Annotated in this window: 21 protein-coding genes; 10 read left to right on the top strand and 11 right to left on the bottom strand. The window is 62.0% G+C overall.

Going from position 1 to position 23271, the window contains the following annotated elements:
- The first annotated feature begins 55 nt into the window (after positions 1-55).
- On the top strand, positions 56-5257 hold the full coding sequence (locus LUB09_RS03295; RefSeq protein WP_231421608.1) for a dermonecrotic toxin domain-containing protein: 5202 nt from the start codon (positions 56-58) through the stop codon (positions 5255-5257).
- Here LUB09_RS03295 and LUB09_RS03300 read toward each other — a convergent pair.
- The 3 genes from LUB09_RS03300 to LUB09_RS03310 form a co-directional block, all read right to left on the bottom strand.
- Positions 5235-5873 (bottom strand): LysE family translocator, encoded by a 639-nt coding sequence (locus tag LUB09_RS03300; RefSeq protein WP_231421610.1) that lies wholly within the window; start codon positions 5871-5873, stop codon positions 5235-5237. The two genes, LUB09_RS03295 and LUB09_RS03300, sit on opposite strands and share 23 nt — an antisense overlap.
- Positions 5874-5906: 33 nt before the next feature.
- Positions 5907-7253 (bottom strand): NCS2 family permease, encoded by a 1347-nt coding sequence (locus tag LUB09_RS03305; protein ID WP_231421611.1) that lies wholly within the window; start codon positions 7251-7253, stop codon positions 5907-5909.
- Between the two features lie 186 nt (positions 7254-7439).
- Entirely contained in the window at positions 7440-7868 is a 429-nt protein-coding gene (locus tag LUB09_RS03310) for a MarR family winged helix-turn-helix transcriptional regulator (protein WP_209983355.1), read from the bottom strand.
- Positions 7869-7950: 82 nt separating this feature from the next.
- On the opposite strand from LUB09_RS03310, the gene LUB09_RS03315 reads away from it, so the two are divergent.
- Together LUB09_RS03315 and LUB09_RS03320 are read left to right on the top strand one after the other, a co-directional pair.
- Positions 7951-9117 (top strand): aminotransferase-like domain-containing protein, encoded by a 1167-nt coding sequence (locus LUB09_RS03315; RefSeq protein WP_231421612.1) that lies wholly within the window; start codon positions 7951-7953, stop codon positions 9115-9117.
- A gap of 10 nt (positions 9118-9127) precedes the next feature.
- Positions 9128-9730 carry a glutathione S-transferase family protein gene (locus tag LUB09_RS03320; RefSeq protein WP_231421613.1) on the top strand — a complete coding sequence of 201 codons (603 nt, stop codon included), beginning with the start codon at positions 9128-9130 and terminating at the stop codon, positions 9728-9730.
- Positions 9731-9763: 33 nt separating this feature from the next.
- Here LUB09_RS03320 and LUB09_RS03325 read toward each other — a convergent pair whose 3' ends face one another.
- Positions 9764-10648, bottom strand: a complete 885-nt coding sequence (locus LUB09_RS03325; RefSeq protein WP_231421614.1) for a LysR family transcriptional regulator — start codon at positions 10646-10648, stop codon at positions 9764-9766.
- A 111-nt stretch (positions 10649-10759) separates the two neighbouring features.
- Between LUB09_RS03325 and LUB09_RS03330 the strand changes: the two genes are divergently transcribed.
- The 3 genes from LUB09_RS03330 to LUB09_RS03340 are packed head-to-tail and all read left to right on the top strand — an operon-like array spanning position 10760 to position 13690.
- Positions 10760-12052 (top strand): CitMHS family transporter, encoded by a 1293-nt coding sequence (locus tag LUB09_RS03330; RefSeq protein WP_209983346.1) that lies wholly within the window; start codon positions 10760-10762, stop codon positions 12050-12052.
- A gap of 1 nt (position 12053) precedes the next feature.
- Positions 12054-13379, top strand: coding sequence for an acyclic terpene utilization AtuA family protein (locus LUB09_RS03335; RefSeq protein WP_231421616.1), 1326 nt, complete (start codon positions 12054-12056; stop codon positions 13377-13379).
- Positions 13376-13690, top strand: a complete 315-nt coding sequence (locus LUB09_RS03340) for an AtuA-related protein (protein ID WP_209983343.1) — start codon at positions 13376-13378, stop codon at positions 13688-13690. The genes LUB09_RS03335 and LUB09_RS03340 overlap by 4 nt, the downstream gene beginning before the upstream one ends.
- A 409-nt stretch (positions 13691-14099) precedes the next feature.
- Here the strand turns inward: LUB09_RS03340 and LUB09_RS03345 are convergent, their stop codons facing one another.
- From LUB09_RS03345 to LUB09_RS03365, 5 genes are all read right to left on the bottom strand, one after another.
- Positions 14100-14471, bottom strand: coding sequence for a glutaredoxin family protein (locus LUB09_RS03345; protein WP_057008115.1), 372 nt, complete (start codon positions 14469-14471; stop codon positions 14100-14102).
- Between the two features lie 105 nt (positions 14472-14576).
- Positions 14577-15122 carry a GTP cyclohydrolase I FolE gene (gene folE / locus LUB09_RS03350; RefSeq protein WP_003192797.1) on the bottom strand — a complete coding sequence of 182 codons (546 nt, stop codon included), beginning with the start codon at positions 15120-15122 and terminating at the stop codon, positions 14577-14579.
- Positions 15123-15200: 78 nt separating this feature from the next.
- Entirely contained in the window at positions 15201-15758 is a 558-nt protein-coding gene (locus tag LUB09_RS03355; protein ID WP_209983341.1) for a Smr/MutS family protein, read from the bottom strand.
- Between the two features lie 74 nt (positions 15759-15832).
- Complete coding sequence (locus LUB09_RS03360) at positions 15833-16153, bottom strand: hypothetical protein (RefSeq protein WP_209983339.1); 321 nt, start codon at positions 16151-16153, stop codon at positions 15833-15835.
- A gap of 135 nt (positions 16154-16288) precedes the next feature.
- A complete protein-coding gene (locus tag LUB09_RS03365) occupies positions 16289-16879 on the bottom strand; it encodes a cysteine hydrolase family protein (protein WP_209983337.1) in 591 nt (196 codons plus the stop codon).
- A 238-nt stretch (positions 16880-17117) separates the two neighbouring features.
- Between LUB09_RS03365 and prmB the strand changes: the two genes are divergently transcribed.
- Positions 17118-18026: a 50S ribosomal protein L3 N(5)-glutamine methyltransferase gene (prmB, locus tag LUB09_RS03370; protein WP_209983335.1), complete on the top strand. Its 909-nt coding sequence runs from the start codon at positions 17118-17120 to the stop codon at positions 18024-18026.
- A 129-nt stretch (positions 18027-18155) separates the two neighbouring features.
- Here the strand turns inward: prmB and LUB09_RS03375 are convergent, their stop codons facing one another.
- Complete coding sequence (locus LUB09_RS03375) at positions 18156-18962, bottom strand: hypothetical protein (protein ID WP_231421617.1); 807 nt, start codon at positions 18960-18962, stop codon at positions 18156-18158.
- A gap of 99 nt (positions 18963-19061) precedes the next feature.
- Positions 19062-20024 (bottom strand): alpha/beta hydrolase, encoded by a 963-nt coding sequence (locus LUB09_RS03380; RefSeq protein WP_209983331.1) that lies wholly within the window; start codon positions 20022-20024, stop codon positions 19062-19064.
- Between the two features lie 142 nt (positions 20025-20166).
- On the opposite strand from LUB09_RS03380, the gene aroC reads away from it, so the two are divergent.
- The 3 genes from aroC to LUB09_RS03395 all read left to right on the top strand — a co-directional run bounded on the left by aroC (position 20167) and on the right by LUB09_RS03395 (position 23026).
- Positions 20167-21258, top strand: a complete 1092-nt coding sequence (gene aroC, locus LUB09_RS03385; protein WP_231421624.1) for a chorismate synthase — start codon at positions 20167-20169, stop codon at positions 21256-21258.
- Positions 21259-21335: 77 nt separating this feature from the next.
- On the top strand, positions 21336-22499 hold the full coding sequence (locus tag LUB09_RS03390; protein WP_231421625.1) for an MFS transporter: 1164 nt from the start codon (positions 21336-21338) through the stop codon (positions 22497-22499).
- Complete coding sequence (locus LUB09_RS03395) at positions 22496-23026, top strand: 1,2-dihydroxy-3-keto-5-methylthiopentene dioxygenase (protein ID WP_231421626.1); 531 nt, start codon at positions 22496-22498, stop codon at positions 23024-23026. The genes LUB09_RS03390 and LUB09_RS03395 overlap by 4 nt, the downstream gene beginning before the upstream one ends.
- Positions 23027-23271 lie beyond the last annotated feature (245 nt).

A 23271-nucleotide genomic window follows, 5' to 3' on the forward strand; every position in this document is an offset into this window, starting at 1 on the left:
GCCTTGAGAGCACCCGCGATGCCTAGGCTTTTCCTCATTTAGAGATGGAAAAACCATGACCTCGTCCCAAACCATTCGCGACCAACTGACACTGCGGATCAACGCCGCTACCCACCCCAGCCGCCTGATCAACCAGATCGGCCTTGCCGACCGGCGCAGCGCCGAGTCGACGCGGGCGCTGACACGCCTGACATGGCGTTCGCCCAGAGTGCTGCAGGTCATTCGCGCCGAGCTGCGCGAAGAGTTCGATATCGACCCCGACAGCCTGTTGTTCACCGAACTCCCGCCATCCACGTCCAGCTGTACCGTCGAGAGCCTGACCGATAAAGCGCTGTTGCTGTTGGTTCGGCCTGCCGTTGAGGCCAACGTTAATCGCTTCATTGTCCTGAGTGTCAAGGGGGAGCCGAACCGTCGGTTGCCCTACACACCGCTGGACGTGTTGCGCCGGGTTATCGCGATGAGGCTTTTCGAACGGCTGGATCGGGCTGCAACTGACTATTGGCTTGGCCTTGCAGACGGTTCCTGGCTGACCCGGCGCGAGCACTGGGTTCAATTGCAAAGGGCACTCTTCGCTGATCGAGCCTTTATGGCACGACAACTGGATGAGCTGTCGAGTGCGGGAATGGCCATGGTTCAGGCCCTGATCGACGCCCCCACCGCCGAGGCACGCCAGCACGCCGGCGCAGCATGGGCGCGTGTAAAGGTGGGCCAGTTGATGTGGCCGGGCAATGAGTCGGCAGCACTTCCCGGCGCCTTGCATATCTTTGTTGAAGGCGACGCCAGTCCTGTGCTCCATGTGATTTACCTGCCGGGTGTGACGCGCAACTTCCATGAGTATTCGTCCCTTGACAGTTTGCAACGTGGCTTGCTGGCGTTGGGGGAAGCCGTGTTCGACAACCTCTGGCAGTGCTTGCCGCTGGGTCGTCGCAATGAATTGTGCGCGCCCGATAACCTGTCCCGCACATGCGGTTTTGTTGGCGGTATTGAGCTGTTGGGCGACGCCTTGACGTGGAGTGCCGAGTCGCTGCTGGACGGGCAGTGGAGCAACGAACTGGCCTGTGCTGTGCAGATCAATCATGCGTACGTGTTTTCTACCCAAACGCCTGCGCGGCGGTTGAGCGCCGTGCCTTTTCTCACTTATGTCGAGCGTGCCCGCAAACAGTTGGTGGGCAGCGCCAGGCTTGGTGATCTTCGTGAGCCGCTGCTCAAGTGGGACCAGCAGCGAAGGGGCGCAGAAATAGCCTTCGCCAGTGCCGGTTCGAACTTGGCGCTTCACACCGCAGAGCAACAGCTCACGCGTTACGAAATGGGCCTGGTGGCGCTGCTGCAGCGGGATGACCCAAGTGTTGAGACAGCAGCTTATAAGGAAGTGTTGTCGCTGATGAGCCAGCTCAACGCCCATCACCAGGCGCTGACTGACTTGCTGCTGGGGGCGCAGCAAAGGTTACTGAAAGTGAGCTTCTGGACTGAACGTCCCGCCGGCAAGCAATCGTTGAGGCGTGCGTCGCTCTTCATGCAGGCCCAAACCGAGGCGCTGCGCTGCGAGGTTGAGCTGCAACATCGCCTCAAGCTGTTGAGCACTGCGCACCGGGACCTGGTGATCGAAGTGGTGGAGCAACCCTTGGCGAGCAAGCGCGAGGGCAGCGAAACCCAGGTGTTGTCGATTGCAGTGGGCATTGAGCCGGATGCGTTCTATGCGATCCATAACCTTTGGGTGGTCACCACAGCGTCAGCGCTGAGGAGGCCCGCTCGCCAACTGCCGGTCACGCTATGTGCGTTCGGCCGCAGTGGCGCGGTGAAAGCGTTTGCCGGCCTCGACGCATTGATCCACAGCCTCAAGGCCAGCCTGAACAGTCGTGACGACTCGGTGTTATGGCGCTATGTCGAGCGGAATAAACGCAAGGATTTGCGCGGCCATGCGGCGCGGGAAACACTGGCGCTGCGGCTGGTACCCATCGAGGGGAAGCCCGCGTTCCTCTCTCTGAAGAAACTGCTGGGCAGCTATGATCGCCTGCATAAAAGCGACGAAGACATCACGCGTATTTTCAGCGAAGTGACGGACGCCGCGGTCAGCCGTGAGTTGTTGATGGTTGAGCTGCAAGATCACCTGAAGATGCCCGTCAATAGCCTCCTCAATCAGGCGCAGACTACGCTTGAATTGCTGCGCAAGGCCGCCGCCGAGGCGAAGAAAATGCCGGCCTGGCTGGCCAATGCGACACCTGTACAGCATAAAGGCTTCAGGCGCCTGCAACGGGTTTACCTGAGTGGCGTGCTTGCCTATCAACAACGAGTTGAACAACATTTGCCGGGCCTGGACACGTTTGCCCAGCGCGCCTTGACCACCCGCTTGCGCCAGGATGGCATCGCTGCGTCGTTGGATATTTATCAGCCCTTTATCGATATGCCCGATGACGTCACCGCGAGGTATTGCTCGAGCCCGTCGTTTTGTACGCGCGTCGGCCAGATGATCGTATATACCCCGACCACTGCGCGCACCACCTTCAGTCTGATGCAGTTGGCGCTGCACAACCTGGACCCGTTGGCGACCTGGACCGATTGGCGATTCAGGTACGCCCGTTTTCTGCAGCCCGAATGGAAGCGTCAGATTAATTCCACTTACCTGATAAGTACGGTGTCGGCATTGGATATCGCCGGGCAGTATGACCGATTGCTCAACAGGGTGTTTTATCCGCCTGGGGACGCTCACGGCAAGCTCGGCGAAGGGCGTATTCCCCCGCTATTGAATCGCGCGTTGCAGGCGTGTTTTGCGCAGCAGCTTTTTTCGTCGGTTCAAGAGGGGCTGTCGGTGAATGACCAATGCCTATTCAATACCGCGATGGCGGCGCGTACGTCGCAGGACTTGTTGAAAAACCAGCATCAATTGCAATTGTATGTGGTCCATCTGGTGGGCCACACGATGCAACATGACCGTTACATCGCCGGGATTGTGGCGATGCATGACAAGCGCTCCGGGCGCTGTCTGGTGTACTGGCCAAATGCCCCTGAAGGCATGGTTCTGACGCTCTACAGCTGCTTGCAGCACGCCCATACGGAACTCAATTGCCTCGGCGCATTGCCTGACAACGCCAGGGCACTGGCACGTCAGGTCGCCCCTTGTTGGGCATTTGAAGCCATCACGCATCACCCGATCAGAGCCGATGAGCGTGCCCAGGAATTCAACATGTTCGATAGGGTTACGTTTGCCATGGTCAACGGCGTTCGTCAGTCCAAGGACTTTATTCGCTCATTTGCCATCCGGCATCTTGAGCCTACGGCTGTGCCTGAGGAAATTGAACAACAGACGTTTGAGCAGATTGCCAGTGATCCCCAGAACTGGCTGGCCCTGGTCGCCACCTCCCACAGTAACGCTCAGGCATTGTTGTATCGTGCCAGCCTGCTTGCGCGGCAGCGTCAGACCCAGGCTGTCAGTCGCTCTGCAACAGAGCTGCAGTCCTATCGAATCCGGCGCATTGCCGAGCGGCGCAATGCGGCGCTACGCAATCTGGTCGCCTCCTCCAGCTCGGTGATCGGGTGGTTCATCGATGTTTACGAACTGTTGCTTGCCGCGCGTCACTATCATCGCTTCGGCGACTCCGACGATGCCATTGATGTGGGTTTCAGGACCGCACTTATTGCGACTGACCTGCTGCTGAGTTTTTTGCCAGGGCCCAGGCGAATCGGCGCTGTAAAGCCGCGCACGCTGCAGCCCGCGCTTAGGTCTGCCCTGGGGCAACTGAAACGCTGGCGTATGACCGCGCAGGCTGTATCCGCCCCGTCGCCCGTCACCCGACTCAATGCCCTGGAACGTTTCCAGCGCAAGGGTGTGCCTGAGGGCGCCGTAGCGTTGAAAGGCCTGAGTGAGCAAGGCGTGTTCGTAAAAAATGGCGAGCTGTTTGTGGCCGATGACTCATCCCATTACCCACTTTACCGGCGCGACAAGGAACCGTTCTATCGCTTGAAAAACCAGCAGGCACCGGGGAAGGATGAACTGATCCTGAGCATCCATCAGCCCGGAGAGTGGCTGCTCGACGCGGACGCCCCACAGCCGGTGGCAGGCAGCAGTTCAGGGCGACTCAACCCGTGGCGTGCGCCTGCGCAGCCGCCGCCGGACTGGCAGTCGCCCACCTCGGCTACGCGCGTGGCCACACACACAGCCATTGTGCAGTCGTATGTGACGACTGATCACTGGACAGCGTGGTCCATTCCGTTTCAGCGCGACATGCAGTTGATTTCGTCGGACCCGGAGGTGTTTCAGATCACCCAGGGTTCCTCAGGCGCTCGCCATAAAATCATCCGGATGGCCCCGGCAAACGTCGGGCCTGCCGATCCTTCCAGCAGTTACTTCAGGTTGCTTTCGGAGGGCGATCAGGCCCCTCTTGATAACATCGTGTTTATCCGCAAGGACGACACACCGGGTTCATCGGCCAGGGCTGATATCGAGCGATGGACAAGCACAGCCCTTGATGAGCAGCCTCTGGCGGTGTCGCGTATTGCAACGGGCGGCTGGCTGGTCCACGCGCCCTTGTTCGACAGGTCTTTGCCGGATTATGTGGGTGCGGCTTTCCCCACCATGACGCATCAAAGCCGGGCGTTCGCAGCGGCAAGGATGATTGAGTTGAGCAATCCTGACAGCGCGGCCACGGCCAGCCACCTGCTCAATATTCGCGCGACGTTGGACCGCTGGTTGCCTGCGGCGCCCGCCAGGCCCGGTCAAACGGACGATTTGCTGAGAATGCTGCGCCCGACTAAAAGAAGCGGTGTCAATGTGAATATCGGGTTCGAGGGCATGTCGCCCGGCTTCATCCGTGTTGACTTCACGCCGCCTTTCTCGTTGAACCCCAGACTCAAATTCGTGGCCACTGCAGTCGGGGATGAGCGGTTTATTGCACAACATGCAGCGGTCAGGGCCGTGCTGGAAGCCCAGGGTTTCTCCGTGCTGGACCTGTCAGTGCGACGTCAAGGCGCGACGGCCGGATTGGGCAACCTTGAATCAATCGCGACGCATATCGATTCGGACAAGCTGTATTACTTGACCTATCGATGGATTGGGACCGGGCAACTTTCAGTGGGGAAGAAACTCACGGACGCCTGGATCAACGTGGCAATCAAGCAACACGACGCTTCGTTGTTAATGGCAGCGGTCGATAACGCGATGCGAAGCGGTCGTCTGGGGCGAATTTTCGCTGGCATTCAGTGGCCCACCAAGGACTTGTCGCCTCCAAGCGTCTATTTCGTCAAAGTGGATTCCCTGCATTGATCAGCGACGCCGCGCCGGCGCCGCCGAACAGCCCGGCGCTGACCCGGTTGAACCAGCTCTGGCCATTGCCGCTGCGCAAGTATCGCGCCGCAGCATGGGCGCTCAGGCCGTAAGCGAGCTTGCACAGCAGGTCGAGCACCGTCCAGGTCGCGATCATGATCAGCAGTTGCGGCAGGAACGGCTGCTGGCTGCCGAGAAACTGCGGCAGGAAGGCGGCGAAGAACAGGATGTCCTTGGGGTTGCTGGCGCCCAGCACGAAGGCACGCCCAAACAGCGCACGAAAGCGCGGCACGCCTGGCGCCTGCGGCACGTTGGCTGCCTGGGCCGGCCGGCGCGACTGCTGCCAGCTTTGCCAGGCGAGGTAGAACAGGTACAGCGCGCCGACGATTTTCAGCGCGTTGAACAGGTGCTCCGAAGCCAGCAGCAACGCGCCCAGGCCCAGCGCCGAAGCGCTCAGCAGGCAGATTGACGCAAACACCCCGCCGAGAAATGCCGGGTACGAGCGACGCAGGCCGTAGTTGAGGCTGTTGCTGATCATCAGCAGCGACAGCGGGCCGGGAATCAGAATCACGATCAGTGCGGCGCCGCTGAACAGCAGCCAGGTTTCAAGCGTCATTTCATTGCTCCAGTGTTTGGCAACTGCACGTGTTCATAACCATACAAACTTGGCGATAAAGATCGCACACAGCACCCACAGGCTGACGGAAATCTCACGGTACTTGCCGGTACCGGCCTTGAGCGCCACGTACGTAATAAAACCCAGGGCAATCCCGTCGGCAACCGAAAACGTCAGCGGCATCATGATCGCGGTGACGATCGCCGGAATGCTGTCGGTGGCCTCATCCCAATTGATATGGGCCATGCTGCCCATCATCAGCATCGCCACATAGATCAGCGCGCCAGCGGTGGCGTAGGCCGGGATCATGCCCGCCAATGGCGCAAAAAACATCGCCGCCACGAACAGGATGCCCACGGTCACCGCCGTCAGCCCGGTGCGCCCGCCAGCCGCGACGCCCGCGGCACTTTCCACATAGCTGGTTACCGGCGGCACACCGACCATGGCGCCGAACACGCTGGACGCGCTGTCGGCCTTCAAGGCGCGGGACAGGTTGTCGATCCTGCCGTCGGCATTCACCAGGCCTGCGCGTTGCGCAACGCCCATCAGTGTACCGGCAGTGTCGAACATGTGTACAAACAGAAAGGCAAATACCACGCTGATCATGCTTACATTGAACACACCCATCACGTCCATCGCCATCCAGGTCGGCGCCAGGCTCGGCGGCGCGGCGAGAATGCCGTTGTAGTGCACCAGGCCCAGGCCCCAGCCGGCCAGGGTCACGGCGATGATGCTGATCAGAATCGCGCCGAACACCCGGTGATAGCTCAGGATGGCAATCAGCAGAAAGCACACCGCCGCCAGCAGCGGCGCCGGCTCATGCAACGAGCCGAGCCGGATCAGGGTGGCCGGGCTGTCGACAATGATGCCGGCGGTTTTCAGGCCGATGACCCCAAGGAACAGGCCAACCCCGGCGCCCATCGCGTGGCGCAGGCTCACCGGAATGCTGTTGAGCAGCCATTCACGGATGCGCGACAAGGTGAGGATCATGAACAGCACACCGGAGATGAATACCGCGCCGAGTGCGGTTTCCCAGCTGTAGCCCATCGTGCCGACCACGGTGTAGGTGAAGAACGCATTGAGCCCCATGCCGGGTGCCAGGCCCACCGGCCAGTTGGCGTACAGGCCCATCAGCAGGCAGCCCAGCGCGGCGGCGATGCAGGTGGCGACGAATGCCGCGCCGTGATCGATGCCGGCGTCCGCCATGATGTTGGGGTTGACGAAGATGATGTAGGCCATGGTGATGAAGGTGGTAAGGCCGGCGAGCAATTCGGTCTTCACCGTGGTGCCATGCACGCGCAGTTTGAACAGGCGTTCGAGCAAGCCGCTGCGTGGCGCGGCGAGGTCGAGCGTAGAAGCTTCGGGTTTGCGGCTATCCACAGCGAGTACTCCTCAAGCATTTTATTGTTATGTCCAGCGCTGCTCGCCTGAGTGGGCTGCGGCGCTGTGAGGGAGTGGCGAGTTTGTTGACCATCTAGTCAGAAACTCGCACGAAGCGAATTATGCTTTTGTATACAAATAAAGCAAATAGTGTTTTCGATTAACTTGACCAGAGAACGTGCAAGGCTATCCGGCAAGGGCCTGATTGACCGCCAGCCATCCCATCACCGCTGCTTCGCCGGCCTCACTGAATGCGCGCTGCAACAGCTTCACCTGTTCACGGCGCAGCGACTGCTCGAAACGCCGGCCCTCGTCGGTCAGTTGCAGCAGGCGCTTACGCTTGTCGGTGTCGCACGCCACGCTGTCCACCAGGTGCATCTCCTGCAATTGGCGCAGCGGTATGTTCAGCGCCTGTTTGCTCACCCCCAGCAGTTCCAGCAGTTCCTTCACGCTCAAGGCCGGGTAGCGCGCGATAAAAAACACGATGCGTTGGTGCACCCGGCTCAGGCCACGGCGCTCGAGCATTTCATCGGCTTTGGCGGTAAAGGCCTGGTAGCCGAAGAAGAACGCTTCCATGGCCTGCTGCTGGCTGGTCGAGTTTTTAAGGTCAATCATCTTGACGTATCCGCGCAAGTCGTCGTAATTTCGGTCAAGCAGTTTGACGTATTTCCCACAGCCTTCGCTAGCGGTGACTTTCATGGCCTTCTCTGAACGTGTTTCGCGCTTAAAAAGCTCCCTGATCCGTGAAATCCTCGCGGCGGCGCAACGCCCGCACGTGATGTCGTTCGCCGGTGGCCTGCCGGCCGAGACCATGCTGCCGGCGCTGAACTGGGATGACATGCCGCCCACCATCGGCCAATACGGCATGAGCGAGGGCGAGCCGCAACTGCGTGAACTGCTCGCCGCGCAGGCGCGCGCCCTGGGCGTACCCTGCCAGGCCAGCCAGGTGCTGGTGGTCAGCGGCTCACAGCAAACCCTGGACCTGGCGGCCAAGCTGTATATCGACAAAGGCACTAAAATCCTGCTGGAAGGCCCGACTTACCTGGCCGCCTTGCAGATATTCCAACTGTTCGGCGCCGATTGCCTCACCGTGCAACTGGAAGCTGACGGCCCCGATCTGGCCAGCCTGCGCGCCAACCTCGAACGCCATCGCCCGGCGTTCATCTACCTGATCCCGACGTTTCAGAACCCCTCTGCGGTGCGCTACAGCGAAGCCAGGCGCGAAGCCGTCGCGGCGCTGCTCGACGAGTTCGGTGTGACCCTGATCGAAGACGAACCCTACCGCGAGCTGACTTTCGATGGCGGCAGTGCCAGGCCCATCGCCGGTCGCCTGAAAAAGGCCAGCTGGATCTATACCGGCACTGTGTCCAAGACCTTGTTGCCGGGCCTGCGCGTGGGCTACCTGATCGCCAGCCCGGACCTGTTCCCGCACCTGCTCAAGCTCAAGCAATCGGCCGACCTGCACACCAACCGGGTCGGCCAATGGCAGGCGATGCAGTGGATCGGTACCGAACAGTATCAGCAACACTTGGCCGAACTGCGCAGCTTTTACCGCGAGCGTCGCGACGCGTTCCAGACTGCATTGACGCGCCACTTCGGTGACCTCGCCGACTGGCAAGTGCCCCAGGGGGGATTATTCTTCTGGCTGACCTTGAAACAACCGCTCGACACCCGCACCTTATTGGCGCCAGCACTGGAGCAGGACGTCGCATTCATGCCCGGAGAGCCGTTCTTTTCCGAGCCGGACCAGCACCTGGGTTCATTGCGCCTCAACTTCAGCCATATCGACCCGGCCCGCCTGGATGAAGGGCTCAAGCGTCTGGCCGCGGTGGTCCGTCAAGCACAGCTCGCGCAAGCGGCATAAGGGGAGCTTCATGTACAAGGTTTATGGCGATTACAAGTCGGGCAACTGCTACAAGGTCAAGCTGATGCTCAACCTGCTGGGCATCCCGTATCAATGGATCGATGTGGATATTCTCAACGGCGACACCGAGACCGCCGAGTTCCTGGCGAAGAACCCCAACGGCAAGATCCCCGTGCTGGAACTCGAAGACGGCACCTGCCTGTGGGAGTCGAACGCGATCCTCAACTTCCTCGCCGATGGCAGCGAATTCCTGCCGAGCGAGCCGCGCCTGCGGACCCAGGTGCTGCAGTGGCAATTCTTCGAGCAGTACAGCCACGAGCCGTACATTGCGGTGGCGCGGTTCATCCAGTTTTACCTGGGGCTGCCCCAGGAGCGGCAGGAGGAATACAAGAAGTTGCACAAAGGCGGCTACAAGGCGCTCAAGGTGATGGAACGCCAACTGCAGCTGACGCCGTACCTGGTGGGGGAGCAGTTCTCGATTGCCGATGTGGCGCTATATGCCTACACCCACGTGGCCCATGAGGGCGGGTTTGACCTGGACGCCTATCCGGGCGTGCAGGCGTGGCTGGCGCGGGTGGCCGACCATCCCGGGCATGTGGCGATGCTGGATTGATCGATGCGCTGCTTCCCTCATTCAGTTCGAACGTTATTCAGGTAAGTGCTCATGCAGCAGTTCGAAACAGCGCTGTGCCGCCGGGCTTAATGCGATCCCTGTGCGGCTGATCAACCCGATCTCCCGGTTAACGCCGGGATGATCGATATCAACGCGCTGCAATCCCTCCAGGCTGTCCGCCGCCGACTCCGGCAGAATACTGATCCCCAATCCCTGGCGCACCAGTGCCAGCACCGTCGACATGTAGTTGGCCTCAATCCCCGCGTTCATCGTCAAGCGCGTCTCATCGAACAACCTGTCCACTTGCTCGCGCACGCTGCTGTCGCGCCCGGTGAGGACGATCGGGTGCTCGGCCAGTTGCGCCAGCGTCACCCGGCGGTGGCGACTGAGGCTGTGGTCCTGCGGCACGAATGCGCACAACCGGTCATTGAACACCGGCACGAAATCCAGGCCATGGCTGAGTTTGGCGCGCACGCCGATACCGAAGTCCACTGCTCCGGCGCGGACCTCGGCGTGAATGCGCTGGGCCACGAGGTCATGCAGGCGCACCTCGATCCCGGCAAAGCGCTCGCGAAACAGGCGCAGGGCCGGCGGCAGGGTGTCGGCGCACACCGAGGGCAGGGCGGCGAGGGTGACCACGCCGCGCCGCAGGGCGGCGAGATCGCGCGAGCCGGTGACGATGTTATCCAGGTCCAGCAGCAGTTTTTCCATGGGGCCACGGGCGTCGCGGCCGGCGGCGGTGAGGCTCAGATGGCGCGGGCTGCGGTCGAGGAGGGCGACGCCCAGCCAATCTTCCAGTTGCTGCACCTGCACGGTGAGGGCTGAGGGCGACAGATTCAGTTCGTTGGCGGCTTTAACGAAGCTGCCCAGGCGCGCCACCGCGAGGAAGGCCTGGATATGCTGGACTGAGTTTTTCATTTTGTTTTTCCGAACACACAGGGCTGAATATTCCAATTTACAAAGGCTGGCGTGCTTTTGATACTCCGGGGAAAACAATAACCGGCCACCAAGGCCGCTCTGGAGTAACCCATGCTCGCCACTCTGGGTGTCATCACCATTCTGTGCCTGCTCGCTGCCGTCATGAGCAAACGCCTCTCGCCCCTTGTCGCCCTGATCGCGTTGCCGATTATCGCCGCGCTGCTCGGCGGGTTCGGTCTGCAAACCAGCGCCTTCATCATCACCGGTATCAAGAACGTCGCCCCCGTGGTGGGCATGTTCGTGTTCGCGATTCTGTTCTTCGGGATCATGACCGATGCCGGCATGCTCGACCCCATCATCGACCGCATTCTGCGCACGGTCGGCACGCGTCCTACGCGCATTGTGGTGGGCACCGCGACCCTGGCGTTGCTGGTGCACCTGGATGGCTCCGGCGCCGTGACCTTTTTGGTGACGGTGCCGGCGATGCTGCCGCTGTACACCCGCCTGGGCATCGACAAACGCATCCTCGCCTGCGTGTGCGCCATGGCCGCCGGGGTCAACTTCCTGCCCTGGACCGGTCCGGTGCTGCGCTCGTCGGCGGCGTTGCATGTGCCGGTGGCAGACCTGTTCCAGCCGCTGATCCCGGTGCAGATCGTCGGCCTGATTTTCGTATTCGCCTGCGCCTGGTGGCTGGGCCGGCGTGAAGAAAAACGCCTGGGCCTGGGCGCCGGCTCCACGGTGGATGCGGTGCCGCAACGGGTGCTCAGCGACGACGACATCAAGCTGCGCCGGCCCCGGCTGTTCTGGGTCAACCTGATGCTGACCCTCGCGGTGATGGTCGTGATGATCGCCGGCTGGGTCGATCCGGTGGTGATGTTCATGCTCGGCACGGTATTGGCGCTGTGCATCAACTACCCCAACGTCGATGCCCAGCGCGCCCGCATCGACGCCCATGCCAGGACCGCCCTGACCATGGCCAGTATCCTCCTCGCCGCCGGGGTATTCACCGGCATCATGCAAGGCACCGGCATGCTCAAGGCGATTGCCGAAGTGGCAGTGGCACAGATTCCGGCCGGCCACGGCAAGCTGATCCCGGCGGTGGTGGGTTTTATCTCCATGCCGCTGAGCATGCTGTTTGACCCCGATTCCTATTACTTCGGCGTGATGCCGGTGATCGCCGAAGTCGGCAAGGCCCTGGGCGTCGACCCGCTGCAGGTGGCCCAGGCTTCGCTGCTCGGCGTACACACCACCGGTTTTCCGGTCAGCCCGCTGACCCCCGCGACCTTCCTGCTGGTGGGCCTGTGCAAGATCGAGTTGGCCGATCACCAGCGTTTCACCATTCCTTTTCTGTTTGCCGCGTCGGTGTTGATGACCCTCACCGCGTTGCTCCTGGGAGTTATCTGAGATGAAAACCTTGCGCATTGGCTCCGGCGCCGGTTACTCCGGCGACCGTATCGAACCTGCCGTGGAACTGGCCGAGCGGGGCGATCTGGATTACCTGGTGTTCGAATGCCTGGCCGAACGCACCATCGCCCTGGCCCAGCAGGCGCGCATCGGCGACCCGGCTGGCGGTTACGACCCGTTGCTGGCTGAACGCATGCGCCGGGTATTGCCATTGGTGGGCCGTCACGCAGGCAGGCGACGCTTGCGGGTGATCACTAACATGGGCGCGGCCAACCCGGTGTCGGCGGCTGTCGAGGTACGGCGCATCGCCAGTGAGTTGGGCCTGAGCTGCAAGGTCGTGGCCGTGGTCGGGGATGATGTGCTGGAGGGGTTGCGCCCCGAGCATGTGCTGGATAACGGCCAGACGCTCGGCTCGCTGGGCGAGCGGCTGATCTCGGCGAATGCCTACCTGGGCGTCGATGGCATTCTGGACGCCCTGCGCGAGGATGCCGATGTGGTGATCACCGGGCGGGTGGCCGATCCTTCGTTGTTTCTCGCACCGCAGATGTTTGAATTCGGCTGGGCGGCGCACGATTGGGAACTGCTGGGGCGCGGCACCCTGGTCGGGCATCTGCTCGAGTGTGCGGGGCAGGTCAGCGGCGGCTACTTCGCCGAGCCCGGTTTGAAGGACGTGGATGATCTGGCGCGCCTGGGCTTTCCGCTGGCCGAGGTCGACGCAGACGGTGCTGCGGTGATCACAAAGGTGGCCGGCTCCGGTGGCCTCGTCAGCCCTGCTACCTGCGCCGAACAGTTGATCTATGAAGTGCATGACCCGTCGGCGTATTTGACCCCCGACGTGACGGCGGACTTTTCCCAGGTGGCATTTACCCAGGAGGGCATCGACCGCGTGCGCGCCGAGGGGGCGTCGGGGCGGGCGCGGCCGGAGCAGTTGAAAGTCAGTGTCGGTTATCTGGATGGCTGGATCGGTGAGGGGCAAATGTCCTATGGCGGGCCGGGAGCGGTCGCGCGGGCGCAACTGGCGCGGGACATCGTTCTCAAGCGCCTGGCGTTGACGGGCGTACAGATGCAGGAGGTGCGCGCCGAACTGATCGGCATGGACGCGCTGCATGGCCCGCGCAGCAGCGTCGAACCCTGGGAAGTGCGCCTGCGCGTGGCGGCGCGCTGTGATGAGCGCAGCGACGCGGTGCGCGTTGGCAATGAAGTGGAAACCCTTTACACCAATGGCCCGGCCGGCGGCGGTGGCGCAAGCAAAAGCGTACGTCAGGTGGTGGCGGTGGCATCGTTGATGCTGCCCCGTGGTAAGGTCAACGCGAGGATCGAAGCATGAAATTGCACACCCTGGCCCACTCCCGTACCGGGGACAAGGGCGACACGTCGAACATCTCGATCATTGCTTACCGCGCCGAGGATTACCCGTTGTTATGTGAACAACTGACCGCCGAACGCGTGGCGCAGTTTTTCGACGGCTTGCGCGAACCGGGGGCTGCGCCGGTGCGGCGCTATGAACTGCCCAACGTGCAGGCGCTGAACTTCGTGCTGCCGGGGATCCTGCGCGGCGGCGTGACCCGCTCGCTGGCGCTGGATGCGCATGGCAAGTGCCTGGGTTCGGCGTTGTTGGAGCTGACAATATTTGACTGAAGGTGACCCAATCTTCGAACAGTGGCAAGCGGGCACGTTGTGGCAAGCAGGCATGTTGTGGCAAGCCCTAATGCCGTTCAGTTAAGCGCAGATTCCCTGTGGCGAGCAGGCTTGTCCTGCGTTGGGCTGCGCAGCAGCCCCAAAGCCAGGCGCTGAGCCGTATCAGGTACACCGCGTTTTACTCGATGGGGGGCGCTTCGCACCCCAACGCGGGGCAAGCCCGCTCGCCACAATAAGCCCACAAGCGCAGATTCCCTGTGGCGAGCAGGCTTGTCCTGCGTTGGGCTGCGCAGCAGCCCCAAAGCCAGGCGCTGAGCCGTATCAGGTACACCGCGTTTTGCTCGATGGGGGGCGCTTCGCACCCCAACGCGGGGCAAGCCCGCTCGCCACAGGGATATTCGCAGGGCGGTCAGATCGCAGCGAAGCGCTTGTCGAGGTAGTCGATGATCACCTTGGAGTCATACATCCAGGTGGTCTGGCCATTCTCTTCGATACGCAGGCACGGCACCTTGATCCGGCCGCCTTGCTCCAGCAGGGTCTGGCGATCATGTTCGTTGTTCTTCGCGTCCTTCAAGGCCACCGGCACATTGAGGCGGTGCAGGGTGCGACGGGTTTTCACACAGAACGGGCAGGCGTGGAACTGGTACAGGGTCAGGTCCCTGGCCGCCGCATTCACCTGGGCCTGTTGCTCGGCGGGACGCTGTTTTTTGCGGGGGCGGGTAAGAAAGTCGCCCGCGATGATGAGTTGGCCCAGGCCCACTCGAAGTGCTTTGACGAACATGGCTGAAACCTCTGGCCCTAAACTTGAGGGGTGGCAGCTTACCTGAATTCTGCAGGCGAAAAAAAACCGGCGATGAACGCCGGTTTTTTTTATCGAAGCAGCCCGTTACTTGATCAGGCTGAGAAACTCGCTGCGGGTGGCCGCATTTTCGCGGAACTCACCGAGCATCACCGAGGTGATCATCGACGAATTCTGTTTCTCCACGCCGCGCATCATCATGCACATGTGCTTGGCTTCGATCACCACGGCCACGCCCAGCGCGCCGGTCACTTCCAGTACCGCATCGGCGATCTGACGGCTGAGGTTTTCCTGGATCTGCAGGCGGCGCGCGTACATGTCGACAATCCGCGCTACTTTCGACAGGCCCAGCACCTTGCCACTCGGGATATAGGCGACATGTGCCTTGCCGATAAAGGGCAGCAGGTGGTGTTCGCACAACGAGTACAGCTCGATGTCCTTGACCAGCACCATCTCGCTGTTGTCGGAGCTGAACAAGGCACCGTTGGTGACTTCTTCGAGTGTCTGTTCATAGCCGCGGCAAAGGTACTGCATCGCTTTGGCGGCACGCTTTGGCGTGTCGAGCAGGCCCTCGCGGGAGACGTCCTCGCCGAGCTGGCCGAGAATCTCTGTGTAATTCTGTTCCAGGGACATGAAACTACCTGTTGGATTTTCGCAAAGCGCAAGGTTACGGGGGCGGACACATCGCTGCAAGCCTGACGATGGCACTTGTTACTCGTCGCGGCCTTCCATCATGGTGCGCTTGAGCATCACATACACCGCACCGGCACCGCCGTGGCGGGCCTGGCAGGAAGTAAAGCCGAGCACCTGGGTATGCTGGCGCAGCCAGGTGTTGACGTGGCTCTTGATCATCGGCCGCTTGCCGTCCAGACGCACGGCCTTGCCGTGAGTGACGCGCACGCAGCGGATTTCGAATTTTGTGGCTTCGGCGAGAAAGGCCCACAGGGTTTCCCGGGCTTTTTCCACGGTCATGCCGTGCAGGTCGAGGCTGCCTTCGAAGGGGATCTGGCCGAGCTTGAGCTTGCGCATCTGGCTTTCCTGCACGCCGTCGCGGGCCCACATCAGCTCGTCCTCGGGGCCGACGTCGATCACGAACTGGTCCGACAGACCATCCACGGTGGTGGCATCGGTGCGCACGGTGGCGGCCTGGCGCAGCTTGGCGATCTGCGCCCGGTCGGCTTTGGGTTTGCCGGTGTCGGCGCGGTCGTGCTTGATCGGCTTGACGCCGCGCAGCTCGTTTTTGAACAGGGAAAAGTCGTCGTCTTGCATGTCAGCCTCCGCGAGGGGCGGGCAGTTTACCTAATCGCGGCGGCCAGGGCGCAGGAAACGCTATCCAGGCGCCATCAGTCGTGCTTTTTCATCAGGTGCGAGGCGATATTCAGTGACGAGGTCTGGCGCATTTTCCGACGGCTGCGGCGCCACAACCATACGCCGAACCACAGCACCAGAAGGCCGATTACCAGCAGAATCGCCGAGCCACCGGGGCTGGCATTCAGCTCACCAAGGGCCGGCGAGTGACCAAACAAACCGGCGCCACCAGCGCCGGCCAACAACAGACCACACATCGTCAGCAGCGCGGCAAAGCACGCCACCAGACGCAGACGCCAGTTGCTCGGGCCCTTGGGGCGCAAGCGACGAGCATCAAAACCATCGGATATCTTCATTCCGACCTTTCCTCCAGGGTATCGGCCCTTCGACCGGAAGATACACAGGTTGTTCCGGGTGGAGGGGTAAATGCGCCAAATGAAAGGGCTTTGCGGATGAGTGGGGTTTAAACACACCGCTCACCCGCAGGTCGATCAAATCAGATCTTTGGTCAGCGCGAGGGTCGCGAAATTGTCGGCCATGATGGCCATTTCGGTCTGCTGCACGTGCTCGGCACTCAGGATACCGCCTTTGCAAGGCAGGTCGCGGGTGGCGCAGGCGTCTTCCACCAGCGTGCAGCGAAAGCCCAGGTTCTTGGCGGCGCGCACGGTGGTGCTGACGCTGGAGTGGCTCATGAAGCCGCAGACGATCAGGTCCAGCGAGCCCAGGTCCTGCAGGTGTTTTTCCAGGCCGGTGCCGTGGAAGGCGCTTGGCAACAGCTTGCCGATGATGGTTTCGTCACCCTCAGGCTCAAGGCCGGGGATGAATTCGCCGCGTTCGCCCTGGGGGTCAAACAGGCCGCCGACGGTGCCGAGATGACGCACATGCACAATCGGGCGCCCGGCATTGCGCGCCGAGGTCACCAGCTGCCTGATGTTGGCGACGGCCGCGTCCATGCCCGAGAGGGCGAGCGGGCCGCTGAGGTATTCCTTCTGGGCGTCGATGATCACGAGGGTCGCATGGGCAAGGTTCGCTGCTGCGTAACCACGACCGCTGAGTTGAAACATCGTCTTTGGAACGGACATTCTGGGGCTCCTGTCAGGGGGGCGTTTGCGACATTGTCCACTGGCAGAGCGGTTCTGTGAATCGCTACCATCGCAAGCTGCGCCGTTGCTGGCGTGCAGCCCTGTCAAGAGGCTGCCGTGTTTAACCAGAGGGCAGCCATTTGGATGAAATCCGACAGATGGCGCGAGCACTGCACTCATCGTCGGTCCCGGCGAAGGCTGTTAGAATCGCCAGTCGTTTTTTCCAGGAGCTTGCCCCGTGATCACTTCCCGCCTGCGCACCTTGCGCGACCATATCCGTTGGGCTGTCAGCCGTTTCCACGGGGAAGACCTGTTTTTTGGCCATGGCACCGACAACGCCTGGGACGAAGCCCGGCAACTGGTGCTCGGCGCTCTGCATCTGCCCTGGGAAATTGCCGACAGCTATCTGGACTGCAACCTCGAAGAAGAGGAAATCTCCCACGTGCAGCGTTTGCTGCATCGCCGCATCCATGAGCGCGTGCCCACGGCTTACCTGTTGAAGGAAGCCTGGTTCTGCGGTCTGTCGTTTATCGTCGATGAGCGCGTGTTGATCCCGCGCTCACCGATTGGCGAACTGATCGAAAACCGCTTCGAACCCTGGCTGGCCCAGCCGCCTGCGCGCATCCTCGACCTGTGCACCGGCTCCGGTTGCATCGGCATTGCCTGCGCCTACGAGTTCCAGGAGGCTGAAGTGGTGCTGGGTGATGTGTCCTTTGAAGCATTGGAAGTGGCCAACCAGAACATCGAGCGCCATGGCGTGGATCAGCGCGTGTACACCGTGCAGGGCGATGGCTTCGATGGCCTGCCGGGCCAGCGTTTTGACTTGATCGTGTCCAACCCGCCCTACGTGGATGCCGAAGACTTTGCCGATATGCCCGACGAATATCAGCACGAGCCGGAGTTGGGCCTGGCCTGCGGTGACGACGGCTTGAACCTGGTACGGCGCATGCTCGCCGAGGCGGCGGACCACTTGACCGAGAAGGGCTTGCTGATTGTCGAAGTGGGCAACAGCCAGGTGCACGTCGAGGCGCTGTACCCGCAAGTGGATTTTGCCTGGCTGGACTTCCAGCGCGGCGGGCATGGCGTGTTCATGCTCACGGCTGAACAGTGCCGCGAGCATCAGGCCGTCTTTGCCGCGCGGGTCTAGCTGAGGACGTGAGGTCAATGTGGGAGGGGGCTTGCTCCCGATTGCTGAGTGTCAGTCACTGAATACAGTGACGGGTACACCGCTATCGGGAGCAAGCCCCCTCCTACACGTTGATCGCATTGCAATTTATCAGCGGTGCGTGGCGATCCAGATCAACAGCCCCGCCTGAAACACCGTAAATGCCACCAGGCAGGTAATGGTAAAGCGCAATCCGCTGTCCTCGCGCTTGAACTTGGTGACCTTTTCTTCCTCCTTGCGCAGCTTCACTTCCTGCTCCTGCAGGTTCTGCTCGGCCTGTTGCAGCATCTGCGCCGCTTCCAGAATCTGCACGAACTGTACCTTCTCGGTGTTCCAACTGTCCAGCACGTTGCTGACCTTGCCCGGCTGCACATTGCCTTTCAAATGCTGCACATCGGCGTAGGCCACATCGAAACCCTGAATGCGCAGGAAGTGATCACGGCGCAGGCGCGTGGCTTCGTTGAGTGCATCCTTGTTGGCCAGGCTCACGCCGTCGACGCGGTAGTGTGACCACTTCCTTTTCGCCCAGGCGGCGGCCTGGGCCACCAGGAAACGACCAAGGCCACGGTTGACCGGTTCGATCTCCAGGCTGTTGCCCGGGCCGAAGTGCACGCGGTGTGTTTCGTGGTCCACCCACACGTCGAGCTGGTTCTGCTCACGCCGCACGCGCTGGCTCGGTAACTCGATGACCATGCGCAACAGGCTGCGTTGCGCATCATGCCGCTCGGCGTAGCCGAACTGCACAAAGCGCAAGGGCCGTGCTCCGGTGGCACGGTCGATTGCCAGGGGCGCCAGGCGCAGCATCTTGAAATGTTCGGCCTGCACGTCCGCCCACGGCAGGGCCGCTGCCTCGACGGCCTCGGGCACGTCGGCCGGGGTGTCGCTGGTCGGTTCCGGTGTTGCTTCGGTGATTGTCATGCGGCGCGATCCTGTCCAAGCCGTGCGAGCCGACAGTCTTTTTACTGTCGACCCTGGGCTTATCGGCCGGTTCTGCCAGGACTGGAGGCCAATACTTGCTTAGCGCGAGCGCAGTCCGTCGATAAAGCGTACCAGGCGCTCGCCCAGCTCGGCGGCCAGCGGCAGTTTCGGGTCGTTGTAGGAGGCCAGTTGCTGCTTGACGTTGTTGGGCACGATGCGCATTACGTGGTTCATGCCTTCGATGATGGTCAACTGCGCGTCGGGTTTGGCCTGTTGCAGTTGCCGCGCATCGGCCACACCGACCTGGATATCGTTGGTGCCCTGGATGATCAGTGCCGGCATGTGCAGCCTGGCGAACGCGGCCGATGGGTCGGCGCGAAACAGGCTGATCAGGTAAGGCTGCACGCTGGGCCGGAAAATCCCTTCCAGGGGAGTCGGCACATCGGCATCCACCTGACCGGCCTTGAGGTGGTCGAGGATTTCATTGCTGCGCAGCAACAGCGCAGGAGGCAGATGGTCGGCCAGTTGCTGGCGGATCACCTGGTCGACCGGGCGCGCGCTGCCGGAGAGCGACACCACCCCGGCCGGGTCCAGTTGCGGCGCGGCGAGGGCGGCGACCAGTGCGCCTTCGCTGTGCCCCAGCACGATCAGCGGGCCCATGCGTGTGTCCGCCTTGAGCCGTTTGCCCCAGGCCACGGCGTCGGCCACGTAAGCGTCGAGGGTGAGGTTGCGCTCGTCGGGTGTGGCCGCAAGGCTTGCGGCCACACCGCGCTTGTCGTAGCGCACGCTGGCGATGTTATGCCGCGCAAGCACCCAGGCCAGACGCTTGAGGCTGTCGTTGCGTGCACCGTCGGCACTGTTGCCGTTGCGGTCGGTAGGGCCGGAGCCGGCGATGATCAGCACTACCGGCACCGGTTTGTCCGATTGTGGCAACAGCAGCGAGCCGAACAGCTCGCCGCTGCCGGTGTCGAGGCTGATGGGGCGTTGCAGCACCACCGGGGAGGCGGCATGGGCCAGGCTTGTAAAGAGGGTAAGGGCTAACAGCAGAACTCGAAGCATCATCGCGCCATCATTGGAAGGTGCCGGTTGGACCCGTGTCCACCGCTAAGGTTTCGAGGATGAACTAGTCGGTTAGCCTGCGTATACTGGCGGCCTTAAGTTATTACGGTTGACTTGATTCAACTGATTTCACGGAGCGCCCTGCATGTCCGGCAATACCTTCGGCAAGCTGTTCACTGTCACCACCGCGGGCGAAAGCCATGGCCCGGCGTTGGTCGCCATTGTCGACGGCTGCCCGCCCGGCCTTGAGTTGTCCCTGGACGACCTGCAGCGTGACCTCGACCGCCGCAAGCCCGGCACCAGCCGCCACACCACCCAGCGTCAGGAGCCCGACGAAGTCGAGATCCTCTCCGGCGTCTTCGAAGGCCGCACCACCGGCTGCGCCATCGGCCTGTTGATCCGCAACACCGACCAGAAGTCCAAGGACTATTCGGCGATCAAGGACCTGTTCCGCCCGGCCCATGCCGACTACACCTACCATCACAAATACGGCGAACGCGACTACCGTGGCGGTGGCCGCAGCTCGGCTCGCGAGACTGCGATGCGGGTGGCCGCCGGCGCCATCGCCAAGAAATACCTGGCGAGCCAGGGCATCGTGATCCGTGGCTACATGAGCCAACTGGGGCCCATCGAAATCCCGTTCAAGACCTGGGACAGCGTCGAAGACAACGCTTTCTTCTGCCCCGACCCGGACAAGGTGCCGGAACTGGAAGCCTACATGGACCAGTTGCGCCGCGACCAGGACTCGGTCGGCGCGCGCATCACCGTGGTGGCCGAAGGGGTCAAGCCGGGCCTGGGCGAGCCGATCTTCGACCGCCTGGACGCCGAGCTGGCCCACGCGCTGATGAGCATCAACGCCGTGAAGGGCGTGGAAATCGGCGCCGGTTTTGCCTGCGTGTCCCAACGCGGCACCGAGCATCGCGACGAGCTGACCCCGCAGGGTTTTCTCAGCAACAACGCAGGTGGCATCCTCGGCGGCATCTCATCGGGCCAGCCGATCGTGGCGCATCTGGCGCTGAAGGCCACGTCCAGCATCACCACGCCAGGCCGCTCGATCGACGTGCACGGCAATCCGGTGGACATCATCACCAAGGGTCGTCATGACCCCTGCGTGGGCATTCGCGCCACACCGATTGCCGAAGCGATGATGGCCATCGTGCTGATGGACCACCTGCTGCGCCATCGTGGGCAGAACGCCGATGTACACGTGAACACTCCGGTGCTGGGCCAGCTGTGACGGTCCGTTGTGGCGGGCGAGCTTGCTGTGGCGAGCGAGCTTGCTCGCGTTGGGCCGCGAAGCGGCCCGTGTAACCTATGACGTCAACGCTCCCCTACTGGCGCCTCTCCAGCTTCTACCTGTTCTACTTCGCCCTGCTGGGGGCCACCGCGCCTTTCCTGGCGCTGTACTTCGATCACCTGGGCTTCTCCAGCGCGCGCATTGGCGAACTGGTGGCCATCCCTATGCTGATGCGCTGCGTGGCGCCCAACCTGTGGGGCTGGCTGGGCGACTACACCGGCCGGCGCCTGGCCATCGTGCGCTTTGGCGCGGTGTGCACCCTGGCCAGTTTTGCGCTGATTTTCGTGAGCAAAACCTACGCCTGGCTGGCGCTGGTCATGGCCCTGCATGCGTTTTTCTGGCACGCGGTATTGCCGCAGTTCGAGGTCATCACCCTGGCGCACCTGCGCGAGCAGACCGCACGCTACAGCCAGCTGCGGCTGTGGGGTTCCATCGGCTTTATCCTCACCGTGGTGCTCATGGGCCGCCTGTTCGACTGGCTGAGCCTGGACATCTACCCGGTGGTGGTCGTGGTGATCATGGCCGGGATTATCGTGGCCAGCCTGTGGGTGCCGAATGCGCAACCCGTCAGCCACGGCAACCGCCCGGCCGGCGACGGTTTTCTCAAACAGCTGCGCCGCCCCGGCGTGCTGGCGTTTTATGCCTGTGTGGCGCTGATGCAATTAAGCCACGGCCCGTATTACACCTTTCTCACCCTGCACCTTGAGCACCTGGGCTACAGCCGTGGCGTGATCGGCCTGCTGTGGGCCCTGGGCGTGGTAGCCGAAGTGCTGATGTTTTTGGCGATGAGCCGCATCCTCATGCGCTTTTCCCTACGCCGGGTGCTGCTGGCCAGTTTCCTGTTGGCGGCGCTGCGCTGGCTGCTGCTGGGCACCTTTGCCGAATTCTTCTGGGTGCTGCTGTTGTCGCAAGTGATGCACGCTGCGACCTTCGGCAGCTTTCACGCCGCAGCGATTGCCTTTGTGCAACGCAGCTTCGGCGATAAACAACAGGGTCAGGGCCAGGCGCTGTACGCCGCTCTGGCCGGCACCGGTGGCGCCCTCGGCGCCCTCTATTCGGGCTACAGCTGGAACCTGCTGGGCCCGACCCTCACGTTCGGCATCGCCAGCGCCGCCGCCCTGGCCGCCGCCGTTATCATCGGCCTTCGCTTGCACGAGCAGAATCAAGGAACCGTCCCATGAGCCATGTCGCCGTCTATGCCCTTGCCACGCTGGATACTCCGAACAAAGTCCTTACCCACGCCGACGATATTGCCTCGACCCTGGCCGACCACGGTGTGCGGTTCGAGCGCTGGCAGCCTGGTCCGCTGGAGAAGGGCGCCAGCGAGGCGCAGATGATTGCCGCGTGCCAGCCGCAGATCGACGCCCTGGGCTACAGCGCGGTCGAGGTGTTCAGCGTCGGCAGCGATCAACCGCACCCGCAAGCGTTGCGCGCCAGGCACCTGAAGGCGCGACGCTACAGTGAGGACCACGCGCGTTTGTTCATCGCAGGTCAGGGCTTGTACACCCTGCAAGTGGGTGACTACCTGTATGCCGTGCGCTGTGAAAAAAACGACCTGCTGGTGATCCCTGCAGGCTTGTCACACGGGTTCGACATCGGCGAGAACCCCTGCTGCGTGACGTTGTGCCTGTCCAACAGTGTGCAGGGGCTGACGCCTGAGTTCACGCTGGGCGCGGTGACTGAAGGCTTACCGGGACTGGATGACTGATGGTCCGCACGCGCTGACAGGGCGAGGTAGTGCAATAGCCAGGTAAATGTTCAACCGCAAAGAGTTGGATTTTTTTGTGGGAAGAGCCGTATTTACGTGTAGGTCACGGCTATTTATGTCGCGACCAAGCGCACGGCTGCGTGGGTTATGTAACGCTCTCAAGCTTCGGTGCTTATACCAGCTGTCAATAGGAGGAATCCGAAGGTCGGTATAGGCATCCGCCAAGCGCTTATAAGAAGGAGAGC

It is taken from the genome of Pseudomonas sp. Leaf59, assembly GCF_920984685.1.
Taxonomy (GTDB): Bacteria; Pseudomonadota; Gammaproteobacteria; order Pseudomonadales; family Pseudomonadaceae; genus Aquipseudomonas.